We start from the raw sequence: 23,715 nt of genomic DNA, 5'->3' as shown, positions 1-23,715 counted from the left end.
AAGGATGAAAAAAAGAGTCATTGAAGCCGTTCAAGCATGTATTCATACAAAAGAACCTATGGCAGTGACCATTCATCCATATGAAATTGAAAAACAACAACAATTGAATCAACATCATCTTCTGTTGATGCTAAAGCCTGAATTAACTAGTATCAATAAAGGTGTACAGCTTGATTTAATACTAGATGAACTTCTCCAACGATTAGATGATCGTGAGATAGAAATAGGGGCCGTGCGCGTTATATCATCCTTATATTTGAAGGAAAAGAAAATTATTGAAAATCAATATGGGATGCTAAATAAAATTTCTAAAAACGGTCTGAGTGAAGTGTCAGATGCAGCAAAAAAGATGCTCGCCATGAAATACCCAGAGTTTAAAAAGAAGGAACATTTCATATATGGAGGCCATCAATTTTTACAAAAGTACAAAGAGCTTACGCCGTATGGTTTAGAGCTGTTAACCCGAAACGTCAAGGTAGACAAGCTGGGTGCGGGCACATACGCCATAGAGGCCGAGGTGGATGGAGAAAAGATGCTTCTGCTCAATTCATTCCACCCTTGTCAAATAGAATGGTTCACTGCACCTGCAAAGTCTATTATCGTCATTGAATGTTTTTCAAAGCAGCCTATGAGGAAGTTAAGAGAAGATTTTATCGGTGCAACGGATCCTAAAGAGGCAAAAGCGGGTTCTTTTAAACACATGCTGCTGTCGGAGCAAAAACGGTTTGGGTTATCTAACGTGTGTACCCGGTTTAATGGCATTCACCTGTCACCGGGTCCTGTAGAAGCAATGGCGGGAATGATTCAATATTTTAGTACACCTGAAACAAGATTGACTCCCGCACATACACTTTTTGGCCAGCTGTTAAAGGAAAATGGCTTTTCGCCGGAAGCATTAGATCAATTATGTAAAGATGTGTCCATTCATTCAAGCGAAACACCTGTATTTGAATTAACAGAAAACCTGAATTGGGATGAAGCACTTGATCTGCTAGTAAAAGTGAGAAACGACATTCAAAAGCATGAACGTGTTCTGTAACGGAGGGAACAACTTGAACAATAAAGGAGCTAGCCAGCGAATTTGGATTGTCGGTCCACCTGGATCTGGAAAAACAACCCTTGCACATCAATTGAAGCAGGAGTTAACGTTACCTCACTATGAACTCGATGCCCTATTCTGGCAAGCGAATTGGAAAAAAACAGATAAGACGGTATTTATCGATAGCGTCCATGAAATTGTCAAAGAAAAGAAATGGGTCGTTGATGGTCAATATTCATCTGTTCACCACATATTGGCTGAATATGCTGATACGATCATTTGGCTTGATGTCAAGAGAAGACAGACATTCCCCCGCCTTATGAAAAGGACATTCAAACGGCTCGTCACAAGAGAGAAACTTTGGAATGGAAATAAGGAGCGAATGGGTAATGCGCTTCAATTTTTCTCATATGCCTTTCAAGTCTATCCAGAGGTGATTCATCAAAACGAAAAGCTTTTTCACAAATTAAAAGAAGAATCTCATGTGAAATGCCTGCGCATAGACAAGCGGGACGAGGCAGACCAGGTGCTTATGAAAATCCAAAACCTTGAGAAAAAGGGGTGAGGACATGACGACATTAGATGATGCTTATAATGTCCTGAAATATTGGTTTTCTGAAAAGCCGATTCGTTTAACACCTTTAAACGGAAGAAGCCCTAATGAAGGGTGGCTTGTAGAAACGATCCAAAACCGCTTTGTCTTGAAAAAATGTGCAAGAAATCATGATGCGGAGTGGCTTCAGTATTTAGAGGATTTAACAGATGCTCTGCTTGATCATCATTTCCCGATCCAGCCTATGATGGAGGCAGAAGACCATCGTAAGACCATTTTATTCAAAGAACATTTTTGGCAGCTGCGGCCCTATTTTGAAGGAAGACCATATGAAATGGGAAATCGTTCAGATGAACAAGAAGCCATTCGGGTATTAAAACAGCTTCATTCATTAAAGAACTTACCGAAAGGGCCTGTGAATCCAAACTGCGAATTGAAGAACTGGATTGCTTCTCCGGACGAAACGCTCGGCAAGACGGCTTACGCACTAAAAAAGGTTGTTTCTTCTAAAAAGGCTGCTGCTTTGCTCAAAGTGTATGAACGGGAATTAATGAATATCATCACGCTGTTAAACCCTAGTATATACGAAGCATTACCTCATGCTGTGACACATGGTGACTTTCATTCTGGCAACCTGTTAATTCGTAACAAAAAGCTTGCCATGGTTCTTGACTTTGATACAGCAGGCTTTAGACCACGAATATATGATGCAGCCATATCTGCATTTTTATTAACGAGAATCAAAAGAGGAACGTTTCAACTAGATATTGTGAAAACGATTCAATTTTTAAAGGCATATGCAGATGACTTATCCGAATATGAATGGCGTTCTATATCTGCGTTTATCAGACTTTTATATATTCCAACAGAGCGGTATTTAATACTGCTGCATACCTATACACCTCACCTATTAAACTGGTATATTGATTGGTCTTTCGAAGCACTAGAATCTGCATCGAACCAGCTGAAGGAAGATTGGTATCTCCAAAAGGAGATGAGAATATGAAGGTCGCTGTTGTCACTGGTGGAAATAGGGGCATAGGTAAAGAAGTGTGCAGACAGCTTGCGCAGTGTGGAATGCTTGTTATTTTAACTGCACGGCAGTTTGAAAGTGCCAAAATAGCTGCGTCTGAAATGGCTGAGCATGTTGTGCCATTTCAGCTCGATGTAACAAATGAAGAATCAGTTGAACGTTTCTCGCAATTTATGAAAGATTCGTTTGGCAGAGTGGATGTGCTCATTAATAATGCCGGTGTCTTTCATGACAACATAAAGGATCACACATTTCCATCTTTTCTAGATCTTCCGGTATCGACTCTTCAAGAAACGATGAATGTGAATGTGTATGGTGCAGTCAGAATGACCAAGGCCGTTTTCCCTTACATGAAACAGGGAGGATATGGACGGATCGTCAATGTATCTAGCGGTATGGGAAGGCTTTCGGCGATCTACGCTTCAGACGATGTCAGGCGTGACGGAAAAAGCGGTCCTTACTACCGGATGTCAAAAGCGGCACTGCATGTTCTCACAAAAGTCACCGCTTTAGAAGGGGCACCCTATTCTATTCTTGCGAATGCAGTGTGTCCTGGCTGGGTACAAACGGACATGGGGACATCAGAGGCTGTTAAAACCACACAGGAAGGTGCATCAGGAATCGTGTGGGCGGCACAGCTGCCCCGAGATGGACCAACAGGAGAATTGTTGAGAGACGGGCAAAGACTTCAGTGGTAAGAGGAGGCAGCTACATGCGAGGTATGAAAGGAAAGACGGTTATTGTGACAGGCGGAGCTCAAGGGATTGGATATGCGGTCGCAGAACGAGCCGCACAAGAAGGCGCACAAGTCGCCATTGCTGATCACCATGTAAATTACGGAATGTCAGCAGAAGAACAGCTCAAAGCAAATGGGTATGATGTTTTGTTTATAGAGGCTGATATTGCTGATGAAGCATCAATTGTTTCAATGATCGAAAAAACGGCCATTCATTTCGGAAAAATAGACATGCTGGTGAATTGTGCAGCCGTTTTTATCATGCGGGGTCTTGAAGCAACCGTTGAAGAATGGCGGCGCATCATGGATTTGAATATTATGGGACAAGCACTTTGTGTGAAACACACTGCGCCATACATGGAGAAAATAGGAAAAGGATCGGTTGTAAATATTGCCTCCATTTCTGGCCACATTGCCCAGCCGAAATATTTAACATATAACGCGACAAAAGCAGCAGTTGTCAACATGACGCGGTGCATGGCAATGGATTTGGCGGATGTAGGTATTCGTGTAAATGCAGTGAATCCAGGTACGGTATGGAACAAAAATAACGAGCGGTTCCATTTGGAAGAGCTTGGATTAACAAGAGAGCAAGCAAATCAGCATCCTGATATTGGCGGGATGCACATGTTGAAACGAACCGCTGATCCAGAAGAGATCGCATCTGCTGTCATCTTCCTTCTTTCAGATGAAGCGAGTTTTATTACAGGAGAAAATTTGATGGTTGACGGCGGCTATACTGCCATGTAGAGGAGTAAAAATTGCATGAAATTTGATCTGCACACACATCATCAACGCTGTGGTCATGCGGAGGGGAACATCAGAGAATATGTCGATGAAGCTGTGAAATTAGGTCTGGACTTTATCGGGATTTCGGATCACTCTCCCTTCTTTGGTGAAGAGGCTGACCACTTTAAACCATGGGTAGCGATGGCTAAAAGTGAATTTCAATCATATATAGAGGAAGTCCTGCAGTTGAAAAGGGAATATGACGGAAAAATTCACGTGCTGTTAGGTGTTGAATCTGACTATTTTCCAGAACACGAAGCCCTTTACCGAGACGTGTATCGACATTATCCATTTGATTATATCATTGGCTCGGTTCATGTCAGTAATGGATACGACCTATTTAACCGGAAACGGTGGGAACGAATCACAGAGCAGCAAGCCATCATTGAAAAAGAAACATATTACCAGTTGATTAAAATGTCTGCTGAGAGTCAAATGTTCGACGTTTTAGGCCATATTGATGCCTTAAAAGGTTTTTATCCAGAGATTGCTCATCTCAAAACAGAAGCTGTCGATGATGCACTAAAAGCAATTGCGGAGAGTGGTTCTGTCATTGAAGTGAATACCTCTGGCAAAACAAAAGACTGCGGCGGCTGGTATCCATCAATGGATCTATTGGAGCGAGCCAAATTTTATGGTGTGGATGTCACGTTTGGCTCAGATGCCCATCAGCCAGCCCGCGTAGCAGATGATTGGCTGAAAGTAAAACAGGTGCTGAAGGAATTAGGTTATCGGGAATGGTATATCTTTCAATCTCGTCAAAAGCGAAAATTGGCTCTATAAATTCTAAAAAAAGGGGTTATGAAAATGACAAAAGTTCGCGTAGCAATTGCAGGAGTAGGATCATGCGCTTCAAGTATCGTTCAATTTGTAGAATTGGCAAAGGAAAAGATGGATACGCTCTCCGGTGTTATGCATGATGTCATTGGAGGTTATCACTTGTCTGATGTAGAATTTGTTGCAGCTTTTGAAGTAGATCAAAATAAAGTAGGAAAAGACTTATCAGAGGCTATTTTTACTAAACCAACGGCTGCAGTAAAACATATTGATGTTCCGTTTTTCCAAGTACCCGTTGAAGCAGGTCCTTTGTGTGATGGTCTTGAAGGAGATTTGTCCAACTGCATACAGCCGCATGAACACTCATTAAAAATGAACACACATGATGTGACGCAAAGATTAAAGGACGTTCAGGCAGATGTACTAGTCTGCTTCTTACCGACAGGTTCCTTTGAAGCAGTTCGAGTATACGCAGAGGCATGTGCACATGCGCAAACTGCCTTTATTAATGCGACACCTGAACCAGTGGCAAATGATCCTGAATTTGTCAAAATGTTTGAAGAGTCGAATACCCCGCTCCTTGGTGATGACTTAAGAAGTCATTTAGGTGCCACAACACTGCATACAGCGTTAATTGAGCTGTTAAAATCCCGAGGGATTGATATTACCAATACGTACCAATTGAATGTTGGAGGCAATACAGACTTTTTAAACCTTGCCAACCCAATGAGATCAACGAGTAAGCAAAAATCGAAGCGGAAAGCATTATTTGCCTCTGGTATTGATGCCAGTGAAGTGGCAGCAGGTCCAAATGGCTATGTCAGCTACTTAGGAGATCATAAAGTCTGCTTCCTGCGATTGGAAGGAAATTCCGTTTTGGATTCAGACATTTCGCTTGAAATTCGTTTACAAGTAGAAGATTCTCCGAATTCAGCTGGTGTTATCGCTAACGCAATGCGTGTAGCAAAAGCAGCTAAAGACATAAATCACAGCGGTGTCATACATGACGTTTGCCCATTCTTATTCAAAAGCCCTCCAATTGGACAAGTAGATTCAGAATCATTGCGTCTATTCAATGAATATGTAGCAAATGCTCAGCTGAAAAAGGTGTGATCAGTGGAAGCAGAACTAAATCTTTGCGAGATAAAATTTGCCGCTTTTGACTTGGATGGAACATTAATTGATGACAGAGGCAGGCTTATTGGTGATGTCCATGGCGCAGTGAACATGCTGCGCCAAAGAGGCATTATTTCAATGATTGTCACAGGCAGAACGTATGATTCTTTCTTCTCTCTGAACTTAGATCCATCTTTACTCGATTTATTTCATCATGATGTGTTGTTGAATGATGGAAATGTGATTTGCCACCATCAAAAGAAAACATTTGACGTTATACAATATCTAGATGCTGCTATATGCCGGCAGGTCATCTCATCACTTGATGGTCAAGCTGAATTTGTCATGGAATCACACGGGAAGCATGTGGCATCCAGTAAAAGCGCTAAGTTGAAATATTGCATGCTTTACACATTTCCACGAGAAAAAATAGAGGTTGGTCATCAGAAAGAATTCAGATTTGACCGTGTGACAAAGCTATTTATTTTACCGAAACAAAAAATAGATATCGCTCATCTATTAAGAGATTGTCATTGTGATGTTGCGGATGCCCAGTTTTTAAATGCACAAGTGATTTCCCCGAAAGGAATTTGTAAGGCAGATATGCTTGAACGTCATTTATTAGATTGTTTTGGAGAAAGTGATTTACATCGTGTGATTGCTTTTGGCAATGGTCACAATGACAGACTGCTGCTGAAGAAGGCGAGGTGGGGGCTAGCAGTTCAAGATAGCCATCCATCGGCGATTGAGTTATGTGATGTACATCTGGGGGAGTCTATTTATGAATATCTTGATAAAGTTTTACAACCATTAGAAGCACCAAAAGTGATCAATGAAAAGGGAGGTATTTAGTTGAAAACCCTTCAGCTGCCTTTACCAGATGCACTAGAAGATACAATGATACCGGATTTTGTGGAAAGAGTTTCTTTTCTATCTGCTCACATTTTGCACGTTGATCTTCTTGAAGAGGAATCTGTTATAGAAGTAACAGTCGATCATACGGGAGATGCAGAGGCAATATCAGCTGCGTTTTTAAAGTTATCGTCAAATGTAGCTCAACTGCGGAGGTTTCGTGAAAAGGAAATGAAATCAAATATTCATTTGACCAATGAGCCTGTTCATTCGAAACTAAGCGAGGATGATCAAAAGAGAACCTTCTATGATGAAATTGAAATGGAACTCTCACATTATTTTGATCAATTATTTTTAAATATGGGAGCTTCACTTGGAGCCAAAATAAGAAGATACCCTTCTACGATGAGTAAAGAATTAATGGAAAAATGTAAGTACCATACGAATTTTCCGCAAAATATTTATTCTGTTTTTGAAATACCTCATGATTACCAAATTATTGATGACATTCGAGAAAAGCATCATGGTTTTCTGCCTGAACACTTCCAGCAAGCAGGCCGTTTTTTACAGCCGTGTATTTGTTATCACTGCTATGAGGAATGGGAAGGAAAGACCTATCTAGACAATCAAATGATGACAGCAGCGGGGCAGTGTTTTAGACATGAAATTTCTTGGAAAGTCGATCCTCTTCGGAAACTAGAATTTAGTATGCGTGAAATAGTCTTTATCGGTGATAACGAATACATCAACGAAACAAGAAAAACACTTCTTGAACGCACATGGCAATGTTTTCATCAGCTTGGCCTTAGCGGAAAAGTCACGACCGCAAATGACCCCTTTTTCTTTTATGATGATATGGATAAAGCGAATTATCAATTAATGGCGAATAGCAAATATGAGTTAGTAGCTGTGACGGAAAAGAAAGACGTTTCGATCGCTTCTTTTAACGACTGTGGAGAGATGCTTTGTGAAAGGTTCCAGATCAAGGGAGAAGATGGTATGCCACTTTATTCAGGTTGTGCTGCATTTGGTATCGATCGATGGGTGCAAGTCTTTTTACAAACGTACGGTCGAAATCGAAAGAATTGGCCAAATGAGATGCTTCATATAAAGGAGGGTCACTATGCTGCAAAGTAATCTGACTCAAGAAGAGCACACAGCCCTCATTTTATCTGATCCTTTTTTAAAAGACAGCCAGATAAAAGAGATGCAGGAGCTTCTGTATCAGCAGCAAGACTGGAATGTCATTCTCGGAATGCTGCATGTTCATCGAACAGCCGGTATTGCATGGAAAAATATTAAACGTTATGCCATTCATTTAAGAAAAGATTTTAAAGCAACTTATTTTTTAAAGTCATTAGAAATTATGTATAAAGGGCAATTAGAAACGGCACGAGACAATATTACGTTAAATGATCAGTTATTCAAAGCACTTGATCAGAAAGGAATTGAGTATGCCATTGTAAAAGGAAGTGTGATTGGCCAGTGGGCATACGGCGATGTAGGGCTTCGCTTATTTGGAGACAACGATCTCTTTATCTCACAAGATCAGCTGCAAGAAACCGGACATGTATTAAAAGAATTAGGCTATATTCAAGGTTCTTGGAACTATGAAACGGAGACAGTCACACCTGCGAAACGAAAAGACATTCTTTACCTCATCATGAACTCACATCAAACCTACACCTATATGAAACCTACACCAGAATGCCGCTTTATTGATTGTCATAAAATCGATGTTCAGTTTTCAGTTGACCTCATGACAGGAAACCGGACAGATTCAATTGTCCAAGAAATGCTGTCTAGACGAATTCAAACGTCTGTTGATGAGCATCTTGTATGGTCATTAAAAGAAGAGGATATGCTGATTTTCTTATGTATTCATTTTTACAAAGAGGCGATTTATTTAAATGAAGTGGAGTCAATGAAAGACTTGCTGCTTTATAAGTTGCTTGATATATATGGCATGTTTATGAAAGAAGACCTATTGGATGTGGAGTTGTTTGTCCGTCGAACGAAAGCGTATGGCTTTGAAAAGATGGTCTATTTTGCTTTGCATTATGTGAATGAAGTCTTTCCTCATACGATTTCTGATCTTGTCATGGATGCACTTCAGCCTGAATCACTTGCTTATTTGTCTGAAGTGCTGGATGCAAATGATGTCGTTCATACCTGGAATCAGCCTATTCGCAAACGATTTTTTCACATTAACCGGTCTTTAGAAATACAAAAGCATTCTGTTCATAAGGAGTAGTGTGATGAAAGATCCGGCAGCGCTATTTGATTTTAAGGGAAGAAACGACGTCATATGGTTTGGGAATATGAATCAAGAACAAAGCTGGGATCAAACAAAGGCTTTACCTGTTATGACAGACCATGTTCAAAATGAACTAGTTCTCCAACAAGAACAACAACTGCTTTTGATTGCTTCTAAGGATCATCATGTCATTATGCATCACCAGCCAGAACCTGCTTTTTTAGCCTATTTGGAAAAGCAAGGTGTCAAGCTTCCGCATATGGTTCAAAAAGAAGATGCCTTGAAATTAAAGGGACTCATTGTACCCTATCTTTTAGATGAATCGGTTGAACAAGCATCATCGCTTGAAAAAAGAAAGATTTATGGTTCAAATCCAACACTTGTAAAACGATTCAATCATAAGGTTTCGACTAGAAAATGGGCAGAAAAACATCAGTTTACTGTCACGTGTGGTGCTGTTTGTCAAAATGCTGACGAGTTAAAACAGACGTATGAAGAATTAAGAGCGAATCATTTCTCAAAAATGGTTCTGAAAATACCTTATGGATCATCTGGTAAGGGACTTCGTATTTTAAAAAACGAGAGAGAATTTAAGCAGCTAGTGACCTTTATTGAAAGAAGAAAAATCCAAACAGACCTTCTCTTAGAGGGGTGGCATCCGATTAAGCGATCTTTAAATGCCCAATTGCTCATTCAAGAGGAAGGATCACACTTACTTTCAATTACAGAACAGAAAATCAATGAGGACGGCATCTACTTAGGGACCGATTTTGCGCCTATTTATGAACAGGACAAAAAACGTGAATATGAAGTAAGCATGCATCGAATCATAGATCTACTATATGAAGAAGGGTATCGAGGTGTGGTTGGCGTTGATTCGATCATTGATATAAATGAACAGCTTATACCGATCATTGAAATAAATGCCCGGTTCACGCAAGTTACTTATTTACTCCCAATCATTTGTCGTTTTTTTTCAACCTACGAATATATTGAAAGCCGCTTTAAAAGATTCTCATGCAGTGCCGACCTGCCGTTTGAAGATGTGTTAACGGAGGTGACCGAAGCACTCGATCCGGGAGAAGATGGTGGGTTTTTTATTTATACTTTCGGTAAAACGAGAGCGGATGATATGTGGCATTATCGCCTGTTTATATTGTTTTACCATATGAAGAAGGATAAGCAGATTCATATGCTGACAAAGTTTGATGATATGGAATTTTCAGCAGAAAGGGGGAGAGAATTTGCCGAAAAATGACTCTACGCTCTTAGAGAAAGCGAATGGTTATGGGACGCCGATGTATGTATACGATGGAGATGCGTTGAAAGATCACTATGATCACATTACAGGATGGCTCCATCAATCAGCAGAGGTGTTCTTTTCATTTAAGTCCAATGGAAATGTCTCGATTGCGTCATTGTTACGGTCTTTTGGAGCTGGTATAGAAGTGGCTTCTGCAGGAGAGCTCCTTATGGCTGTAAATGCAGGTTATTCGCCGGAGCATATCATTTTTTCTGGTCCTGGTAAACAGAAGCAAGAGATCGATATTGCGATTCAGCACGAGATCTATTGTATTATTGCCGAATCGAAAGAAGAGCTCATCTATATCGCTGAGTCTGCAAAGCATCAAAACAAACGAGCATCCGTCGGCATTCGGATTAATCCTGAATCCATTGAGTCACGAGCAAAAATCAAAATGGGCGGAGTTCCAAGTCCATTTGGGATAGATGAATCCAAACTGAAAGACGTATTTGACCTATTTCAGAAGTATGATCATTCGCTTGTTTTTAAAGGGATTCATATGTATTTGGGAACCCAAGTTCTTGATGAAACATCGCTTTTATCATCGTTTGAATACACGCTTAATACAGCTGTTCGAATCAAGAAAGAATATGGACTAACATGCCAGATGGTTGATTTAGGCGGCGGGTTTGGAATTCCGTATTTTCAGCATGAGACACCTCTTCATGCTGAACGGTTATTTCAAAACGTAGCGGAATTGATTCGAGCGTACGAAGCTGAGCTGGAATTTCCGAGGTTTATTATTGAGATGGGGAGATTTCTTTTAGCGGAATGTGGTGTTTATTTAACCACTATACAATATGTAAAAGAATCAAAAGAGCAGACGTTTTTAGTTGCAGATGGAGGAATGCATCATCATCAAGCGATGACGTTTAGAGGCAGGCTGCTCCGCAATAATTATCCGATGCGGCTCATTAAACATTCCAGTAAACCTTCGGCTGTAGTGAAACAATCGATTGTGGGTCCACTTTGTACTCCGGAAGACTTAATTGGTCGGCAGGTGGAGCTTCCGCAAGGCGATGTAGGTGATCTTCTTTGTATTGAGAAATCTGGGGCATATGGACTTTGCTACAGCCCTACCTTATTTTTAGGTCATTCTTCTCCGCTAGAGCTGCTTTTGTTTGAAGGAAACGATTATGTCATTCGAGAGAGAGGGACTCCGGATGACCTTTTATTGAAACAAAATAGATTATTCTTTAGACAAAGGATGGATGAATATGACACTGACGGAGCTTCGTCAAGAAACGATTGATCGTCTTGTTTTGCAATTTTCGGAAAGGGCGGGTCAGCTTGATGACGAATTTCAGTTCCCGCATCAGAATCTAGACGAGCTGATTGATTGTGGATTACATGTCGCCAATATGCCGAAACAAGACGGGGGTCTTGGGTATGGATTTGAAGAAACGGTGACTCTTTTGTCACACATATCTAAAGGGTGCGCGTCGACAGGACTCATTATGGCGATGCATTACTATTCGCTCGGCGCATTTTCTGAAGTGCTTACAAGTGAGCAGCAGGCGGTAGTTTTTGACGATATTCTGCATTCAGGAGAACTAATCGCTTCTGTTAGCGATCCGAATGTGATTTTTATTTATCAGCGTAAGCAAATGGACGGAATTCCGACCATTACTGCAGAAAAAACAGATGGCGGGTATCTTGTGAGTGGAACTAAATTTACAGTGACTGGTGCACCGCGCATTAAATATTTACCGATTTATTGTCAGTATGCGCCGTCGTCATGTACATCTCAATATGGAATGACGGCGCTCTTAATGACATTACCGAGTGAAGGTGCTGCGATTGAGGAATCGTGGAATTATTCGGGCCTGAGGGCATCGATGAGTCATCACATTCATTTTGACCAAGTATTTATACCCGATCATCAGCTCATCGGGAGAGAAGGCTACGCAATAGAAGATACTGAAAATTTAATCTATTGGTTTCGTCTAGCTGTTACAGCTGTTTATTATGGCATTGCAAAAGCAGCATATGAACATGCCCTCGATGTGATATATAAAAGAAATGATCGAATTTCCAAGAAAAAAACAGCCTTTTTACCAGGCCAGCAATTTCGTATTGCAGATATGAAAATAAAATTAGATGTTGCACATTCTCAGCTTATGGCTTGCGCTCAGCAAGCAGATCAAGAAAAGAAACAAAATCATTACTCAAGTGATTTGTATACGAAGACGCTGATTACAAAACATTTTGTGACGCAAGCAGCAGAAGAAATCGTACAGCTAGCTTCTCAGGTCGAGGGTTTTTCTTCGTTACAGCAAGGCTCTTTGCTCGAGCGTTTAAGCCGAGATGTGAAAGCGGCAAAATTTCATCCGCCTTCTGAAGATTTATTAAAAGAAGTGATTGCGAAAAAAGAGCTGGGCATTATCCCGTTAAAAAATCGCTGGGTATGATGGCAAGAAAAAGGAGGAGACATATGTGGCTACTGCAGCACCTATTTACCGGAACAATTATTTAAACTGTTCTCAATTAACGATTGCAGCCATGCTTCTTAGAAAAGGGATTGAAATTGATAGGGTTTGGAGGCAGGCAGGCCTTGTTTATAGACCTCAAGATCTAGGGTTTGTTTTGATCGGTTCCTTTAAACATTTTCGCGAGGATATTCTCCATCATAATGGCATTCATTTAGAAGAAATTTTTTACACGGAAGAGGAATTAGACCTCTATATCAACCGTGTGTTTAAACAGCATCCAAGCGGAGGGACTGTTTCTGTTTCCTTAGATATATTTGAATTACCGTACTGTCCATTTTACGAAAGAGAGCATGGGTATCACACATTGGAAGTACTTGAGGTGAATGATGATCATGCAGTGGTCAGTGACCATGCTTACTCCTATCACGGCACTTTGAGTAAAGACCACTTGCTGAAAGCTGCCCGCTCTGTATATGAACATACACCTCGAACTGAAAATCGTTATAAGTGGATCAAACATGTGGAACTTCAGAAAGAACCAGATGTGCTGGTGATATTAAAGGAGCATGCTGCCATCTTAGAAGGAGCACCGCCGCATTTTGATTTGCCTGGAGCTGTCACAGGGCTAGGCGCTATTTCAGTCATTCAAAGGGATTATATTGATAGTATCAAAGACAATGAAAATGGAAATTTATTAGACAATGTTTACTTTGAAGGATTAAAGGATGTGGCTAACTCCAGAAAACATATGGTGACATTCTTATCTTCGTATGAAAATGAGTTTTTACATCCCCTTATTCAAGCTTTTGAAGATGCTTATCAAAGCTGGACAGTGCTCGCCAATTTTACGGCTAGAGTAGGCCTCAGTAAAAACCCTCGCAGTATGATAGAAAGGACGGCAAATCGGTTTCAAAAAACATTAGAAGTGGAGACCAGCCTGCTCACAGAACTAAAAGAGGTGATTCAAAATGAAGACCTATCAAACTCTCTCTCTTCATGATTATGTCAATAACAGAGGCATCACATATCAAAATGAATATGAAAAAGGCCAATTAACAATTGGCGGAGCTTCTTTGCCGGCTGAGTTAATCATGAACGTGCAAGAACCTTTTGTCGAAGGAATTCCTTTTCGGTTCATATATCAAGATCAAGGAGACAATATTGAATTAGAGGGACAGTCTCTTCATTTTCCGCCACTTGAAGCAGAAGCGCTTCACGTCATTGGCTGTTCTTCAAATGGCAATCTTTACGAAGAGATTTCATTATTAAGAGAGGGGAACGTTGTCTGTGAGTCTCGGCTTTCATTAACGGATGTGATTGAACGTGAACCTGCCTTTCATGATCGAGCGGCATATGCATTTGATTATATTCATACGGTATCCGGCATTAATCATCATATGACATCAAACCTATGGCTTGATTCGCTCACCTTTTCGCAAAAAGTCGTTTTTGATGAAATTCGCTTTCAAGATAATCCATTTATGCATATTTTCGCAATGACGATTCAGCAGTCAGATCATTAATGGAAGGGAGCCATGTCTATGTGCGGCATTGCAGGCTATTGTCATTTTAACCAAGCACCACTTGATCCTCACATCTTACTGGAGATGAAAAACGCACTTGCTGTGCGTGGACCTGATGATAGTGGTATATATCAAGATGACTCAGTTGGTTTGGTTCATACACGGCTTTCCATTATCGATATTCAATCTGGACCTCAGCCAATAACAAATGAAGATGATTCTATCTGTGTGATTCTAAATGGAGAGATTTATAATTTCAAAGAATTAAGAGAAGACTTATGGAATAAAGGCCACTTGTTTCGTACAGAGACAGATACAGAAGTACTGGTTCATGGCTATGAAGAATACGGAATTTCCTTTGTTGAGCAATTAAACGGAATGTTTGCAGCTGCGATATGGGATAAAAAGAAGAAAGCACTTTATTTGTTTAGAGACCGGTCTGGGATTAAACCGCTGTATGTTTCAGAATGCCGGGGAGGGCTTATTTTCGGGTCGGAAATGAAGGCTCTTTTTCAGCATCCAGACATACAAACTGCGATTGAGCCGGAGGCTGTTATTAGTTATTTATCCTTCCGTTATGCGATCGGCGAGCAAACTTTTTTTAAAGGAATTCAAAAATTACCACCAGGTGTCATCTTGAAAATAGATCAAACAGGCATAACAAAAGAGACCTACTGGCAATATCCGCTCCCAGCTGATGGGATCGATCGGGGAGAACGTTATTATCAAAAGGAATTGTTTGAATTAATTCAAGATAGTGTGCAAAAACAGATGATGTCTGATGTACCTGTGGGAGCTTTTTTGAGCGGTGGAGTGGATTCGACTTCGATTGTCGCTTTCATGTCCAAATACAAAAACGAGAATATTCATTGTTTTTCGACCAGCTTTGAAGAGGAAGGCTTTTCTGAAGAGAGCTATGCCAAGCTGGCGGCAGATCAATACAATGTCAAGCTTCACTCACATCGAATGAGTGAAGAAGAGTACTTTCAATTACTGCCTGAAGTTGTGAAGCGAAGGGATCATCCTCTTTCTATTCCTCATGAAGTCGCTTTTTACCATATGTCACGGGAAGCAAAAAAGCATGTGACGGTGGTTTTATGTGGTGAAGGAGCGGATGAATTGTTTGCAGGTTATGGACGTGTCTTTAGGAGTCCAGCAGATTGGCGGAAAATTTTATGGCTTCAAAAAAACCGAAAAATGTCCTCCATCCTTTCAAAGGTATTATTTGAACCATCTTTTCAGCACGAGGTACATCAAATGATCCATCTTGATGGTGAGATGGATCATTACAAAAGAAGGTATGCGTGGTTTACTGCTGGCGAAAAAGAGCAGCTTTTAAGTCGTCACGCTGATTCAATTGATCCCCCTGACTCACACATGAACCAGTTTATTGCCCATTGTTTTCAAAAGATGGAGGGAGCGTCGTATGAAAATAAACTGCTTTATTTATTTCAGCAGATTCATTTACCCAATCTGTTAGACCGGCTGGATATGATGACGATGTCACATGGACTAGAAGCACGTGTTCCATTTCTTGATCATCGCATCATCCAATTTGTCAATGACATGCCCTTCAAGTATAAGCTTCCTTATAAGGGACTGCCTAGCAGGCTGCAAGCATTTTTTCAGTCGAGTCTCAAAACAAGTGAAGTACAAGACATTCCGAAATATATGTTAAAAAAGACAATGGAGCAAACAGTGGATAAGCGTATATTATATAGAAGAAAAATGGGTTTTCCGGTTCCAGTGTATCATTGGATGAGTAAAAGGAAGAAAGAAATCGAAGAGAAGCTTCTTGACCAACAAAGCTTTGCAACAGAACTCTTTCAAAGAAAACCACTAGAGCAATTTTTACGAAATGATCCGAATCAGAAAAACAAAAATGGAGCGGATCAAAAAGTTTGGATGCTTTACAACTTGGAATTGTGGCATGATCACTATATGAAAGGGACCCAGCTTTCTCTCCAAACGAGTCATTAAAGAGATCCGGTCTATTCCTCTTGCCTGCTGCATATATGATATGGAAGGGAAGTGATGCGATTTTGAGGCTGAGTGAACTGTCAGGAAAAGAGATCGTCGATATTAAAAGAGCGGAGCGGCTTGGCGTGCTTGGGCAAACCGACCTTGAAATCAATGAACAGGACGGTCAAATTACAGCACTCATTATACCTTCCGTGAAGTGGTTTGGCTTTCGAAAACAAGGAAATGACATCCGCGTCCCGTGGAATCACATTCAAAAAATAGGATCAGATATGATCATTCTCGATGTGCCTGAAGAACTTCAGCCGCACGGAGAAAAAGAGCACCCGTCATAAACGGGTGCTCTTTTTCTTTTCTCTCTCTGATTCGTTCACAGGCTGAATCCTCTCCTCATATGCTGAAAGGGAGATTCAGAAAATATTACAGACTTTTTTAAATAAAGAAGGTGAACGGTCAGTATGTTGAGCGGTTTAACGGTTGCGGTGATCGGGGGAGATGCAAGGCAGCTTGAAATTATTCGCAAGTTGTCACAGCAGCATGCCAAAGTGTTTTTGGTCGGATTTGATCAGCTGGATCATGGATTTATCGGTGCTGAAAAGCTGAAAATGTCTGAACTTCCATTCGAACAAGTAGACAGTATGATCCTGCCAGTATCAGGGGCAACGGATGAAGGCGCTGTTGCTACAGTTTTTTCAAACGAGCAGGTCTTGCTGGAAGCTAAATATTTAGAAAGAACCCCTGCCCATTGTACCTTGTACTCAGGTATTTCAAATACGTACTTAGACAATCTGGCAAAGCAGGTGAACCGGAAGCTTGTGAAGCTGTTTGAGCGAGATGATATTGCCATATATAACTCTATTCCAACAGTTGAAGGAATTATCATGATGGCCATTCAGCAAACGGACTATACGATTCACGGGTCACATGTCGCTGTTCTCGGACTTGGAAGAACAGGACTCACCATTGCGCGCACATTTCGGGCACTAGGGGCAGACGTAAAAGTAGGGGCGGCAGACACAGCACATTTAGCGCGTGCCTTTGAGATGGGGCTTGATCCATTTTCAATGGACCAGTTAAAAGAGGAAGTAACGGATGTTGATATTATCATCAATACCATTCCAAGTCTTGTATTAGATTCATCTGTCATCGTCAGCATGACACCAAAGACACTCATTTTGGATATCGCCTCCCGCCCAGGCGGAACAGACTTTGACTTTGCACAAAAGCACGGAGTGAAGGCACTTCTTGCACCAGGACTCCCGGGGATTGTTGCACCAAAGACAGCAGGACAAATCATTGCAAAAGTGCTTTCCGGGCTTTTATGTGAACTTGCGGAGGAAAAAAGGGGGATGGAATCATGACAACATTAAAAGGGAAAAGAATCGGCTTTGGTTTAACAGGTTCCCACTGTACGTATGAAGCCGTTTTTCCGCAAATCGAAGCGCTTGTAAAAGAAGGGGCAGAGGTGCGTCCAGTAGTGTCGTACACGGTGCAGAGCACGAATACGAGATTTGGAGAGGGAGCCGAGTGGATCGAGCGGATTGAGAAGCTGACTGGATTTAAGGCGATTGACTCAATCGTGAAAGCAGAGCCGCTTGGACCTAAGCTGCCGCTTGATTGTATGGTCATAGCGCCTTTAACTGGAAACTCAATGGCGAAATTTGCAAATGCCATGACAGACAGTCCTGTTTTAATGGCTGCTAAAGCGACCATTCGAAATCATCGACCTGTCGTTTTAGGTATCTCAACAAATGATGCGTTAGGCTTAAATGGTACAAATCTGATGAGACTGATGTCGACAAAGAATATTTTCTTTATTCCGTTTGGCCAAGATGATCCATTCAAAAAACCGACCTCTATGGTCGCAAATATGGATCTGCTATCTCAAACAGTAGAAGAGGCACTCCAGCATAGACAAATTCAGCCGATTTTAATTGGACCAAACGAATAATAGATTCACTAGAAAATCATTAAAGATTCAAAAAAGATGCTTCAAGCCTTGCTTTTCTATGGTAAAATAAAATGTAAAAAGTCATAGGATGGCCATCCGAAAGAAAAGAATCATGGATGGGTCGGAAGGAGTTTTACTGATGGGAAGAGGATTGCATGTAGCTGTAGTTGGAGCGACTGGAGCTGTCGGTCAACAAATGTTAAAAACACTAGCTGACAGAGATTTTGAAATGGATACACTTACTCTACTATCCTCAAAACGTTCTGCTGGAACAAAAGTGACATTCAGAGGCCAAGAGTACACTGTTCAGGAAGCAACACCTGAAAGTTTTGAAGGAGTGAATATTGCATTATTCAGTGCTGGAGGAAATGTTTCTAAAGCGCTGGCTCCTGAAGCAGTCAAACGAGGTGCGATTGTTGTAGACAACACTAGTGCTTTTCGTATGGACGAAAACATCCCTCTTGTCGTACCAGAGGTAAACGAAAAAGATTTGCATGTTCATCAAGGGATCATTGCAAACCCTAACTGTTCAACGATTCAAATGGTAGCGGCATTAGAACCGCTTCGTCAGGCGTATGGAATGAAAAAAGTCATTGTCTCTACGTATCAAGCAGTATCAGGTGCGGGACATGAGGCCATTGACGAACTATACAGCCAATCACAAGCCATTTTAAATAAAGAAGATGTAACACCAGAAGTTATGCCTTATCAAATTGCATTTAATGCGATTCCGCAAATTGATAAATTCCAAGACAATGGTTATACATTCGAAGAAATGAAAATGATCAACGAAACGAAAAAAATCATGCATATGCCAGAGCTCGAAGTAGCGGCAACATGCGTGAGACTTCCAATTGAAACGGGACATTCAGAATCTGTCTACGTCGAACTAGAATCAAATGATGCAACAGTGGAAGACCTCAAATCAATTCTAAAAGATGCACCAGGAATTACGCTGCAAGATGATCCGTCTCAGCAAATTTATCCAATGCCTGCAGATGCTGTTGGGAAAAACGACGTATTTGTCGGCCGCATTCGGAAAGATTTGGACCGTCCAAACGGGTTCCATATGTGGATTGTATCTGATAACCTGCTTAAAGGTGCTGCATGGAACTCAGTTCAAATTGCAGAAAGCTTAAAAGCATTAAAATTAGTTTAACATTCAATGGATGATGAGGACGAACAGAAGAGAGTTAGGCATCTTTCGCCTGCTCTCTTCTGTTACGTCAGAATGAACTTGGAGTGAAAACAGTGAAAATAATTGTCCAAAAATTTGGCGGTACATCTGTCAAAGATGATCAAGGTAGAAAAAGGGCACTCGCACATATCTTATCTGCAAAAGAGAAAGGCTATAAATCGGTTGTCGTCGTTTCTGCAATGGGACGAAAAGGCGATCCCTATGCGACAGATACGCTGCTTGGTCTGCTTTATGGCAGCGCGCAGCATATGACAAATCGAGAAAAGGATTTGCTTGTTTCCTGCGGAGAGAATATATCAGCTGTTGTGTTTTCAAGTATGCTGAATGAAAACGGTCTAAAGGCTGTAGCGATGACAGGAGCTCAGGCGGGCTTTGTAACAGATAAGGAGCATACAAGTGCGAAAATTATTGACATGAAGTGCGAACGTCTGGAGGCAGCACTGTCTGAACATGATGTTGTCGTTGTTGCTGGATTCCAGGGAGCCGCGAAAAATGGAGACGTGACAACAATCGGACGAGGTGGCAGTGATACGTCCGCCGCTGCTTTAGGCGCTGCATTGCAGGCAGACTTTATTGATATTTTTACAGATGTAGAAGGTGTTATGACAGCAGATCCCCGCATTGTTGAAAATGCAAAACCGCTGAGAGTCGTGACATATACGGAAATTTGCAACCTCGCATATCAAGGGGCAAAAGTCATTCACCCGAGAGCTGTCGAAATTGCGATGCAAGCAAAAGTACCAATGAGGGTCCGTTCAACATACTCTGATGATGAGGGCACACTCGTTACATCACACTACTCAGATAAAATGAGCCATGATGTGTACGACCGCCTCATTACGGGTATTGCACATGTCAATGATGTGACGCAAATCAAAGTTCCTGCAAAAGAAGGTCAGTACAGCGTACAAACAGAGGTCTTCAAAGCAATGGCAAACGCACAAATCAGTGTCGACTTCTTCAACATCACACCGAGTGAAATTGTGTATACGGTGACAGGTGCAATGACTGAAAAGGCAACGTCGATCCTAAAAGATCTTGGCTATACGCCAATTGTGACAACAAATTGTGCGAAAGTATCAGCTGTTGGCGCAGGCATTATGGGTGTACCAGGTGTCACATCTAAAATTGTATCGGCACTATCCGAGCAAAACATTCCGATTTTACAATCAGCTGACAGTCATACGACCATTTGGGTGTTAGTGAACGAAGAAAACATGAGAGCGGCCGTCAATGCCCTGCATGAAGTGTTTGAACTTTCAAGATAAATGTGATTGAATCATGATGAGGTGAAAAAAATGAATTTCGGAAATATCGCAACAGCTATGATTACACCTTTTGATAAAAAGGGCAACATTGATTTCCAAAAGCTATCAATTCTCATTGATTATTTATTAAAAAACGGCAGTGACTCCTTAGTCGTTGCAGGGACAACAGGCGAATCGCCAACTTTATCGAATGAAGAAAAAGTCGCTCTTTTTCAGCAATCGGTCAAATTAGCAAATGGTCGTTGTAAAATCATTGCAGGAACAGGCAGTAATAATACAAATGCGTCTATCAAACTAACGAAAAAAGCAGAAGAAGCGGGCGTTGATGCAGTGATGCTTGTCGTACCTTATTACAACAAGCCATCACAGGAAGGCATGTATGCACACTTTAAAGCCATTGCCGAGTCTACATCTCTTCCTGTCATGCTTTACAATGTACCAGGAAGAACGGTCGCTTCATTAGCACCAGAAACAACGATTAAGCTTGCGCAAATACCTAACATTGTTGCCATCAAAGAAGCAAGCGGCGATCTTGATGCCATGACAAAAATCATTGCTGAGACGCCAGAAGATTTCGATGTATATTCAGGGGACGACAGCTTAACACTTCCGGCTGTATCTGTTGGTGCAAAAGGAGTTGTCTCTGTTGCGTCTCATATCGTAGGGCTGGATATGCAGCAAATGCTGAAAAGCTATGCTTCAGGCCAAACAGCGAATGCAGCATTGATCCATCAAAAGCTGCTTCCAATCATGAAACAGCTTTTCTCAGCGCCAAATCCAACACCTGTCAAAACAGCTCTTCAGCTGAAAGGACTAGACGTCGGATCTGTTCGTCTTCCGCTTTTGCCTTTGTCAGAAGAAGAGAGACTGGATTTAAGCAGCGTTTTAAACAGCTGATCAAAACAAAAGATTTCGTAAGCGGTCATTCTCAGATGTCCCTGAGTATGACCGTTTTTTATACATAAACACTTTCTTAAAATGTGACTTCATCTTGTTTTCTAAAATTAGATTCAGTTATAATAGCATTAAGCGATGATGGACGGGCTTGAGACTAGGAGGATAAGAATTTTGAAAAAGAAAAATACAGAGAACGTAAGAATTATTGCACTCGGAGGCGTTGGAGAAATCGGAAAAAACCTATATGTCATTGAGATTGACTCTGACATATATGTAGTAGATGCAGGTTTAATGCATCCAGAAAATGAAATGCTGGGCATTGACGTCGTCATTCCTGATATCTCTTACTTAACAGAACGTGCTGATCGGGTGAAAGCAATTTTTCTTACCCACGGACATGATGAAGCAATCGGAGGCGTATTCCATTGCTTGAGCAAATTGTCTGTACCAGTCTACGGAACGAAGCTGACCCTTGCGTTACTTCGAGAAAAATTAAAGCAGTATGGCTTCAATCAAAAAGCTGATTTGCGTGAGGTACATGCAAAATCAGTCATTACTTTTGAAACAACAAAAGTATCATTCTTTAGAACGAATCACAGTATCCCTGATTCAGTTGGGATCAGCTTCAAAACCTCTCTTGGTTCAATCGTATGCACAGGTGATTTTAAATTTGATCAAACCCCAGCGCTTAACCAAGCCTGTGACATCGGAGAGATTGCGAAAATTGGAAACAATGGCGTTTTAGCACTGCTTTCAGACAGTGCAAATGCTGAAAAACCAGGCTATACACCTTCTGAGGCGCTCGTCCAAGACGAAATCTCAAATGCGATGTACAATGCTGAAAATCGTGTGATTGTTGCTGTGTCTTCATCTAATATTAACCGCGTGCAGCAGATCATTAATGCAACCAATCAAAATGGCCGTAAGCTTGCCGTTGCAGGGAAGAATATGATGACAACCCTTCAGCTGGCGATCAAGCTTGGTTATGTGACAGCAGACGAAGAATTATTTGTACCCGTTCAAGAAGTGAAGAAAATGGCGAAAAACGATGTGGTCATCCTGACTGCTGGAAGCCACGGAGAGCCGCTTGCTGCTTTAACAAAAATGGCAAAGCAAAATCACAAACAGCTTCATATTGAAAAAGATGACACTGTTGTGATTGCATCTACACCACTTCCTGGACAAGAACTCACATACTCTAAAACAGTGGATTTCCTAACAAGAAGCGGAGCACAAGTCATTTTTGCACAAAAACGTGTGCATGTATCTGGACATGGCTGCCAAGAAGAGTTAAAGCTGATGCTGAACTTACTAAAACCGAAGTATTTAATTCCGGTGAATGGCGAATATCGTATGCAAAAAGCACATTCTCGTATTGCCGAAGAAGTAGGTATGAAACGTAGCGACATTTTCTTGATTGATAAAGGAGATGTGGTTGAGTTTAGAGGACAGAACGTCAAAATCGGTGAAAAAGTTCACCAAGGGAACATTTTAATCGATGGTCTTGGCGTTGGTGATATCGGAAACATCGTGTTACGCGATAGACGCCTGTTGTCTCAAGACGGCATCTTGATCGTTGTCATTACGCTCGATAAACAAAAGAAACAATTAATTTCTGGACCTGAAATCATCACAAGAGGATTTGTCTATGTAAGAGAATCCGAAGAGCTGATTGTGAAAGCAACAGAAATGGTCAAAGGGATTGTCAAAGAGCAAACGGAAAACTCAATTGTTGAATGGTCAACATTGAAACAATCCATGCGCGATGTACTCAATCAATTCCTATATGAAAAAACAAAACGTAAGCCGATGATCATTCCAATTATTATGGAAGTGTGATGAGAAAAGCCCAAAGAGTATAAGCTCTTTGGGCTTTAGATTATTGACAAAGTGCTAAAATGAACTTTATTTTAGCACTTTGTCTTCTTTTTAGCGTGATAGAAAACCTTTGCAGTCTAGAAAGGACGAGCACCGGAGCGGAGCGAATTTGACATTCGTGAGCACCGAAGCG

General features: G+C 41.1%; 23 protein-coding genes. All 23 read left to right on the top strand.

The window, feature by feature from the left end; all coding sequences use genetic code 11:
• Positions 1 to 4 precede the first annotated feature (4 nt).
• The 23 genes from AMR95_RS04095 to rnjB all read left to right on the top strand — a co-directional run bounded on the left by AMR95_RS04095 (position 5) and on the right by rnjB (position 23,543).
• The gene (locus AMR95_RS04095; RefSeq protein ID WP_058837679.1) at positions 5 to 1,039 is read left to right on the top strand and encodes a hypothetical protein; all 1,035 of its coding nucleotides are present in this window, start codon (positions 5 to 7) and stop codon (positions 1,037 to 1,039) included.
• Between the two features lie 13 nt (positions 1,040 to 1,052).
• Positions 1,053 to 1,604: an AAA family ATPase gene (locus tag AMR95_RS04090; RefSeq protein ID WP_058837678.1), complete on the top strand. Its 552-nt coding sequence runs from the start codon at positions 1,053 to 1,055 to the stop codon at positions 1,602 to 1,604.
• 4 nt (positions 1,605 to 1,608) lie between these two features.
• On the top strand, positions 1,609 to 2,598 hold the full coding sequence (locus tag AMR95_RS04085; RefSeq protein WP_058837677.1) for a phosphotransferase enzyme family protein: 990 nt from the start codon (positions 1,609 to 1,611) through the stop codon (positions 2,596 to 2,598).
• A complete protein-coding gene (locus tag AMR95_RS04080) occupies positions 2,595 to 3,323 on the top strand; it encodes an SDR family NAD(P)-dependent oxidoreductase (RefSeq protein WP_041084822.1) in 729 nt (242 codons plus the stop codon). The genes AMR95_RS04085 and AMR95_RS04080 overlap by 4 nt, the downstream gene beginning before the upstream one ends.
• A 14-nt stretch (positions 3,324 to 3,337) precedes the next feature.
• A complete protein-coding gene (locus AMR95_RS04075; RefSeq protein ID WP_058837676.1) occupies positions 3,338 to 4,111 on the top strand; it encodes an SDR family NAD(P)-dependent oxidoreductase in 774 nt (257 codons plus the stop codon).
• A 15-nt stretch (positions 4,112 to 4,126) separates the two neighbouring features.
• A complete protein-coding gene (locus AMR95_RS04070) occupies positions 4,127 to 4,933 on the top strand; it encodes a histidinol-phosphatase (protein ID WP_058837675.1) in 807 nt (268 codons plus the stop codon).
• Positions 4,934 to 4,957: 24 nt separating this feature from the next.
• Complete coding sequence (locus AMR95_RS04065) at positions 4,958 to 6,040, top strand: inositol-3-phosphate synthase (RefSeq protein WP_231746863.1); 1,083 nt, start codon at positions 4,958 to 4,960, stop codon at positions 6,038 to 6,040.
• A 3-nt stretch (positions 6,041 to 6,043) separates the two neighbouring features.
• Positions 6,044 to 6,895, top strand: a complete 852-nt coding sequence (locus tag AMR95_RS04060; RefSeq protein ID WP_058837673.1) for an HAD hydrolase family protein — start codon at positions 6,044 to 6,046, stop codon at positions 6,893 to 6,895.
• Positions 6,896 to 8,032 (top strand): aminoacyl--tRNA ligase-related protein, encoded by a 1,137-nt coding sequence (locus AMR95_RS04055; RefSeq protein WP_058837672.1) that lies wholly within the window; start codon positions 6,896 to 6,898, stop codon positions 8,030 to 8,032.
• Positions 8,019 to 9,149, top strand: coding sequence for a nucleotidyltransferase family protein (locus AMR95_RS04050; protein WP_058837671.1), 1,131 nt, complete (start codon positions 8,019 to 8,021; stop codon positions 9,147 to 9,149). Before AMR95_RS04055 ends, AMR95_RS04050 begins: the two co-directional genes overlap by 14 nt.
• A 4-nt stretch (positions 9,150 to 9,153) precedes the next feature.
• Positions 9,154 to 10,410 carry an ATP-grasp domain-containing protein gene (locus AMR95_RS04045; RefSeq protein WP_058837670.1) on the top strand — a complete coding sequence of 419 codons (1,257 nt, stop codon included), beginning with the start codon at positions 9,154 to 9,156 and terminating at the stop codon, positions 10,408 to 10,410.
• Positions 10,397 to 11,707, top strand: coding sequence for a hypothetical protein (locus AMR95_RS04040; protein ID WP_058837669.1), 1,311 nt, complete (start codon positions 10,397 to 10,399; stop codon positions 11,705 to 11,707). Before AMR95_RS04045 ends, AMR95_RS04040 begins: the two co-directional genes overlap by 14 nt.
• On the top strand, positions 11,673 to 12,866 hold the full coding sequence (locus tag AMR95_RS04035; protein WP_058837668.1) for an acyl-CoA dehydrogenase family protein: 1,194 nt from the start codon (positions 11,673 to 11,675) through the stop codon (positions 12,864 to 12,866). Before AMR95_RS04040 ends, AMR95_RS04035 begins: the two co-directional genes overlap by 35 nt.
• A gap of 25 nt (positions 12,867 to 12,891) precedes the next feature.
• Positions 12,892 to 13,887, top strand: a complete 996-nt coding sequence (locus AMR95_RS04030) for a hypothetical protein (RefSeq protein WP_058837667.1) — start codon at positions 12,892 to 12,894, stop codon at positions 13,885 to 13,887.
• Positions 13,856 to 14,410, top strand: a complete 555-nt coding sequence (locus tag AMR95_RS04025; protein ID WP_058837666.1) for a hypothetical protein — start codon at positions 13,856 to 13,858, stop codon at positions 14,408 to 14,410. The genes AMR95_RS04030 and AMR95_RS04025 overlap by 32 nt, the downstream gene beginning before the upstream one ends.
• A 12-nt stretch (positions 14,411 to 14,422) precedes the next feature.
• Positions 14,423 to 16,390 (top strand): asparagine synthase (glutamine-hydrolyzing), encoded by a 1,968-nt coding sequence (asnB, locus tag AMR95_RS04020; protein WP_082672202.1) that lies wholly within the window; start codon positions 14,423 to 14,425, stop codon positions 16,388 to 16,390.
• A gap of 62 nt (positions 16,391 to 16,452) precedes the next feature.
• Complete coding sequence (locus AMR95_RS04015; protein WP_008344726.1) at positions 16,453 to 16,725, top strand: YlmC/YmxH family sporulation protein; 273 nt, start codon at positions 16,453 to 16,455, stop codon at positions 16,723 to 16,725.
• A 123-nt stretch (positions 16,726 to 16,848) separates the two neighbouring features.
• Positions 16,849 to 17,751, top strand: coding sequence for a dipicolinic acid synthetase subunit A (gene dpaA, locus AMR95_RS04010; protein WP_047202196.1), 903 nt, complete (start codon positions 16,849 to 16,851; stop codon positions 17,749 to 17,751).
• On the top strand, positions 17,748 to 18,341 hold the full coding sequence (gene dpaB / locus AMR95_RS04005; RefSeq protein ID WP_058837664.1) for a dipicolinate synthase subunit B: 594 nt from the start codon (positions 17,748 to 17,750) through the stop codon (positions 18,339 to 18,341). The genes dpaA and dpaB overlap by 4 nt, the downstream gene beginning before the upstream one ends.
• 139 nt (positions 18,342 to 18,480) lie before the next feature.
• On the top strand, positions 18,481 to 19,500 hold the full coding sequence (gene asd / locus AMR95_RS04000; protein WP_058837663.1) for an aspartate-semialdehyde dehydrogenase: 1,020 nt from the start codon (positions 18,481 to 18,483) through the stop codon (positions 19,498 to 19,500).
• A gap of 92 nt (positions 19,501 to 19,592) precedes the next feature.
• Entirely contained in the window at positions 19,593 to 20,807 is a 1,215-nt protein-coding gene (gene dapG, locus AMR95_RS03995) for an aspartate kinase (RefSeq protein ID WP_034662253.1), read from the top strand.
• Between the two features lie 30 nt (positions 20,808 to 20,837).
• Complete coding sequence (gene dapA / locus AMR95_RS03990) at positions 20,838 to 21,704, top strand: 4-hydroxy-tetrahydrodipicolinate synthase (protein WP_039178685.1); 867 nt, start codon at positions 20,838 to 20,840, stop codon at positions 21,702 to 21,704.
• A gap of 171 nt (positions 21,705 to 21,875) precedes the next feature.
• Positions 21,876 to 23,543 (top strand): ribonuclease J2, encoded by a 1,668-nt coding sequence (gene rnjB, locus AMR95_RS03985; protein WP_012010007.1) that lies wholly within the window; start codon positions 21,876 to 21,878, stop codon positions 23,541 to 23,543.
• The last annotated feature ends 172 nt before the right edge of the window (positions 23,544 to 23,715 follow it).

This window comes from Bacillus sp. G1(2015b) (assembly GCF_001482475.1).
Taxonomy (GTDB): domain Bacteria; phylum Bacillota; class Bacilli; order Bacillales; family Bacillaceae; genus Bacillus; species Bacillus safensis.
The sequence above is the reverse complement of the archived record's forward strand: the minus strand, read 5'-3'. Positions and strand labels throughout refer to the sequence as shown.

Excerpts from the sequence above, each read along its gene's own strand:
- AMR95_RS04085 (WP_058837677.1), top strand. The coding sequence starts at position 1,609 with ATGACGACATTAGATGATGCTTATAATGTCCTGAAATATTGGTTTTCT.
- dapA (WP_039178685.1), top strand. The coding sequence starts at position 20,838 with ATGAATTTCGGAAATATCGCAACAGCTATGATTACACCTTTTGATAAA.
- AMR95_RS04025 (WP_058837666.1), top strand. The coding sequence starts at position 13,856 with ATGAAGACCTATCAAACTCTCTCTCTTCATGATTATGTCAATAACAGA.
- asd (WP_058837663.1), top strand. The coding sequence starts at position 18,481 with ATGGGAAGAGGATTGCATGTAGCTGTAGTTGGAGCGACTGGAGCTGTC.
- AMR95_RS04050 (WP_058837671.1), top strand. The coding sequence starts at position 8,019 with ATGCTGCAAAGTAATCTGACTCAAGAAGAGCACACAGCCCTCATTTTA.
- AMR95_RS04045 (WP_058837670.1), top strand. The coding sequence starts at position 9,154 with ATGAAAGATCCGGCAGCGCTATTTGATTTTAAGGGAAGAAACGACGTC.
- AMR95_RS04075 (WP_058837676.1), top strand. The coding sequence starts at position 3,338 with ATGCGAGGTATGAAAGGAAAGACGGTTATTGTGACAGGCGGAGCTCAA.
- AMR95_RS04080 (WP_041084822.1), top strand. The coding sequence starts at position 2,595 with ATGAAGGTCGCTGTTGTCACTGGTGGAAATAGGGGCATAGGTAAAGAA.
- AMR95_RS04035 (WP_058837668.1), top strand. The coding sequence starts at position 11,673 with ATGACACTGACGGAGCTTCGTCAAGAAACGATTGATCGTCTTGTTTTG.
- dpaA (WP_047202196.1), top strand. The coding sequence starts at position 16,849 with ATGTTGAGCGGTTTAACGGTTGCGGTGATCGGGGGAGATGCAAGGCAG.
- AMR95_RS04065 (WP_231746863.1), top strand. The coding sequence starts at position 4,958 with ATGACAAAAGTTCGCGTAGCAATTGCAGGAGTAGGATCATGCGCTTCA.
- AMR95_RS04095 (WP_058837679.1), top strand. The coding sequence starts at position 5 with ATGAAAAAAAGAGTCATTGAAGCCGTTCAAGCATGTATTCATACAAAA.
- dpaB (WP_058837664.1), top strand. The coding sequence starts at position 17,748 with ATGACAACATTAAAAGGGAAAAGAATCGGCTTTGGTTTAACAGGTTCC.
- asnB (WP_082672202.1), top strand. The coding sequence starts at position 14,423 with ATGTCTATGTGCGGCATTGCAGGCTATTGTCATTTTAACCAAGCACCA.
- AMR95_RS04070 (WP_058837675.1), top strand. The coding sequence starts at position 4,127 with ATGAAATTTGATCTGCACACACATCATCAACGCTGTGGTCATGCGGAG.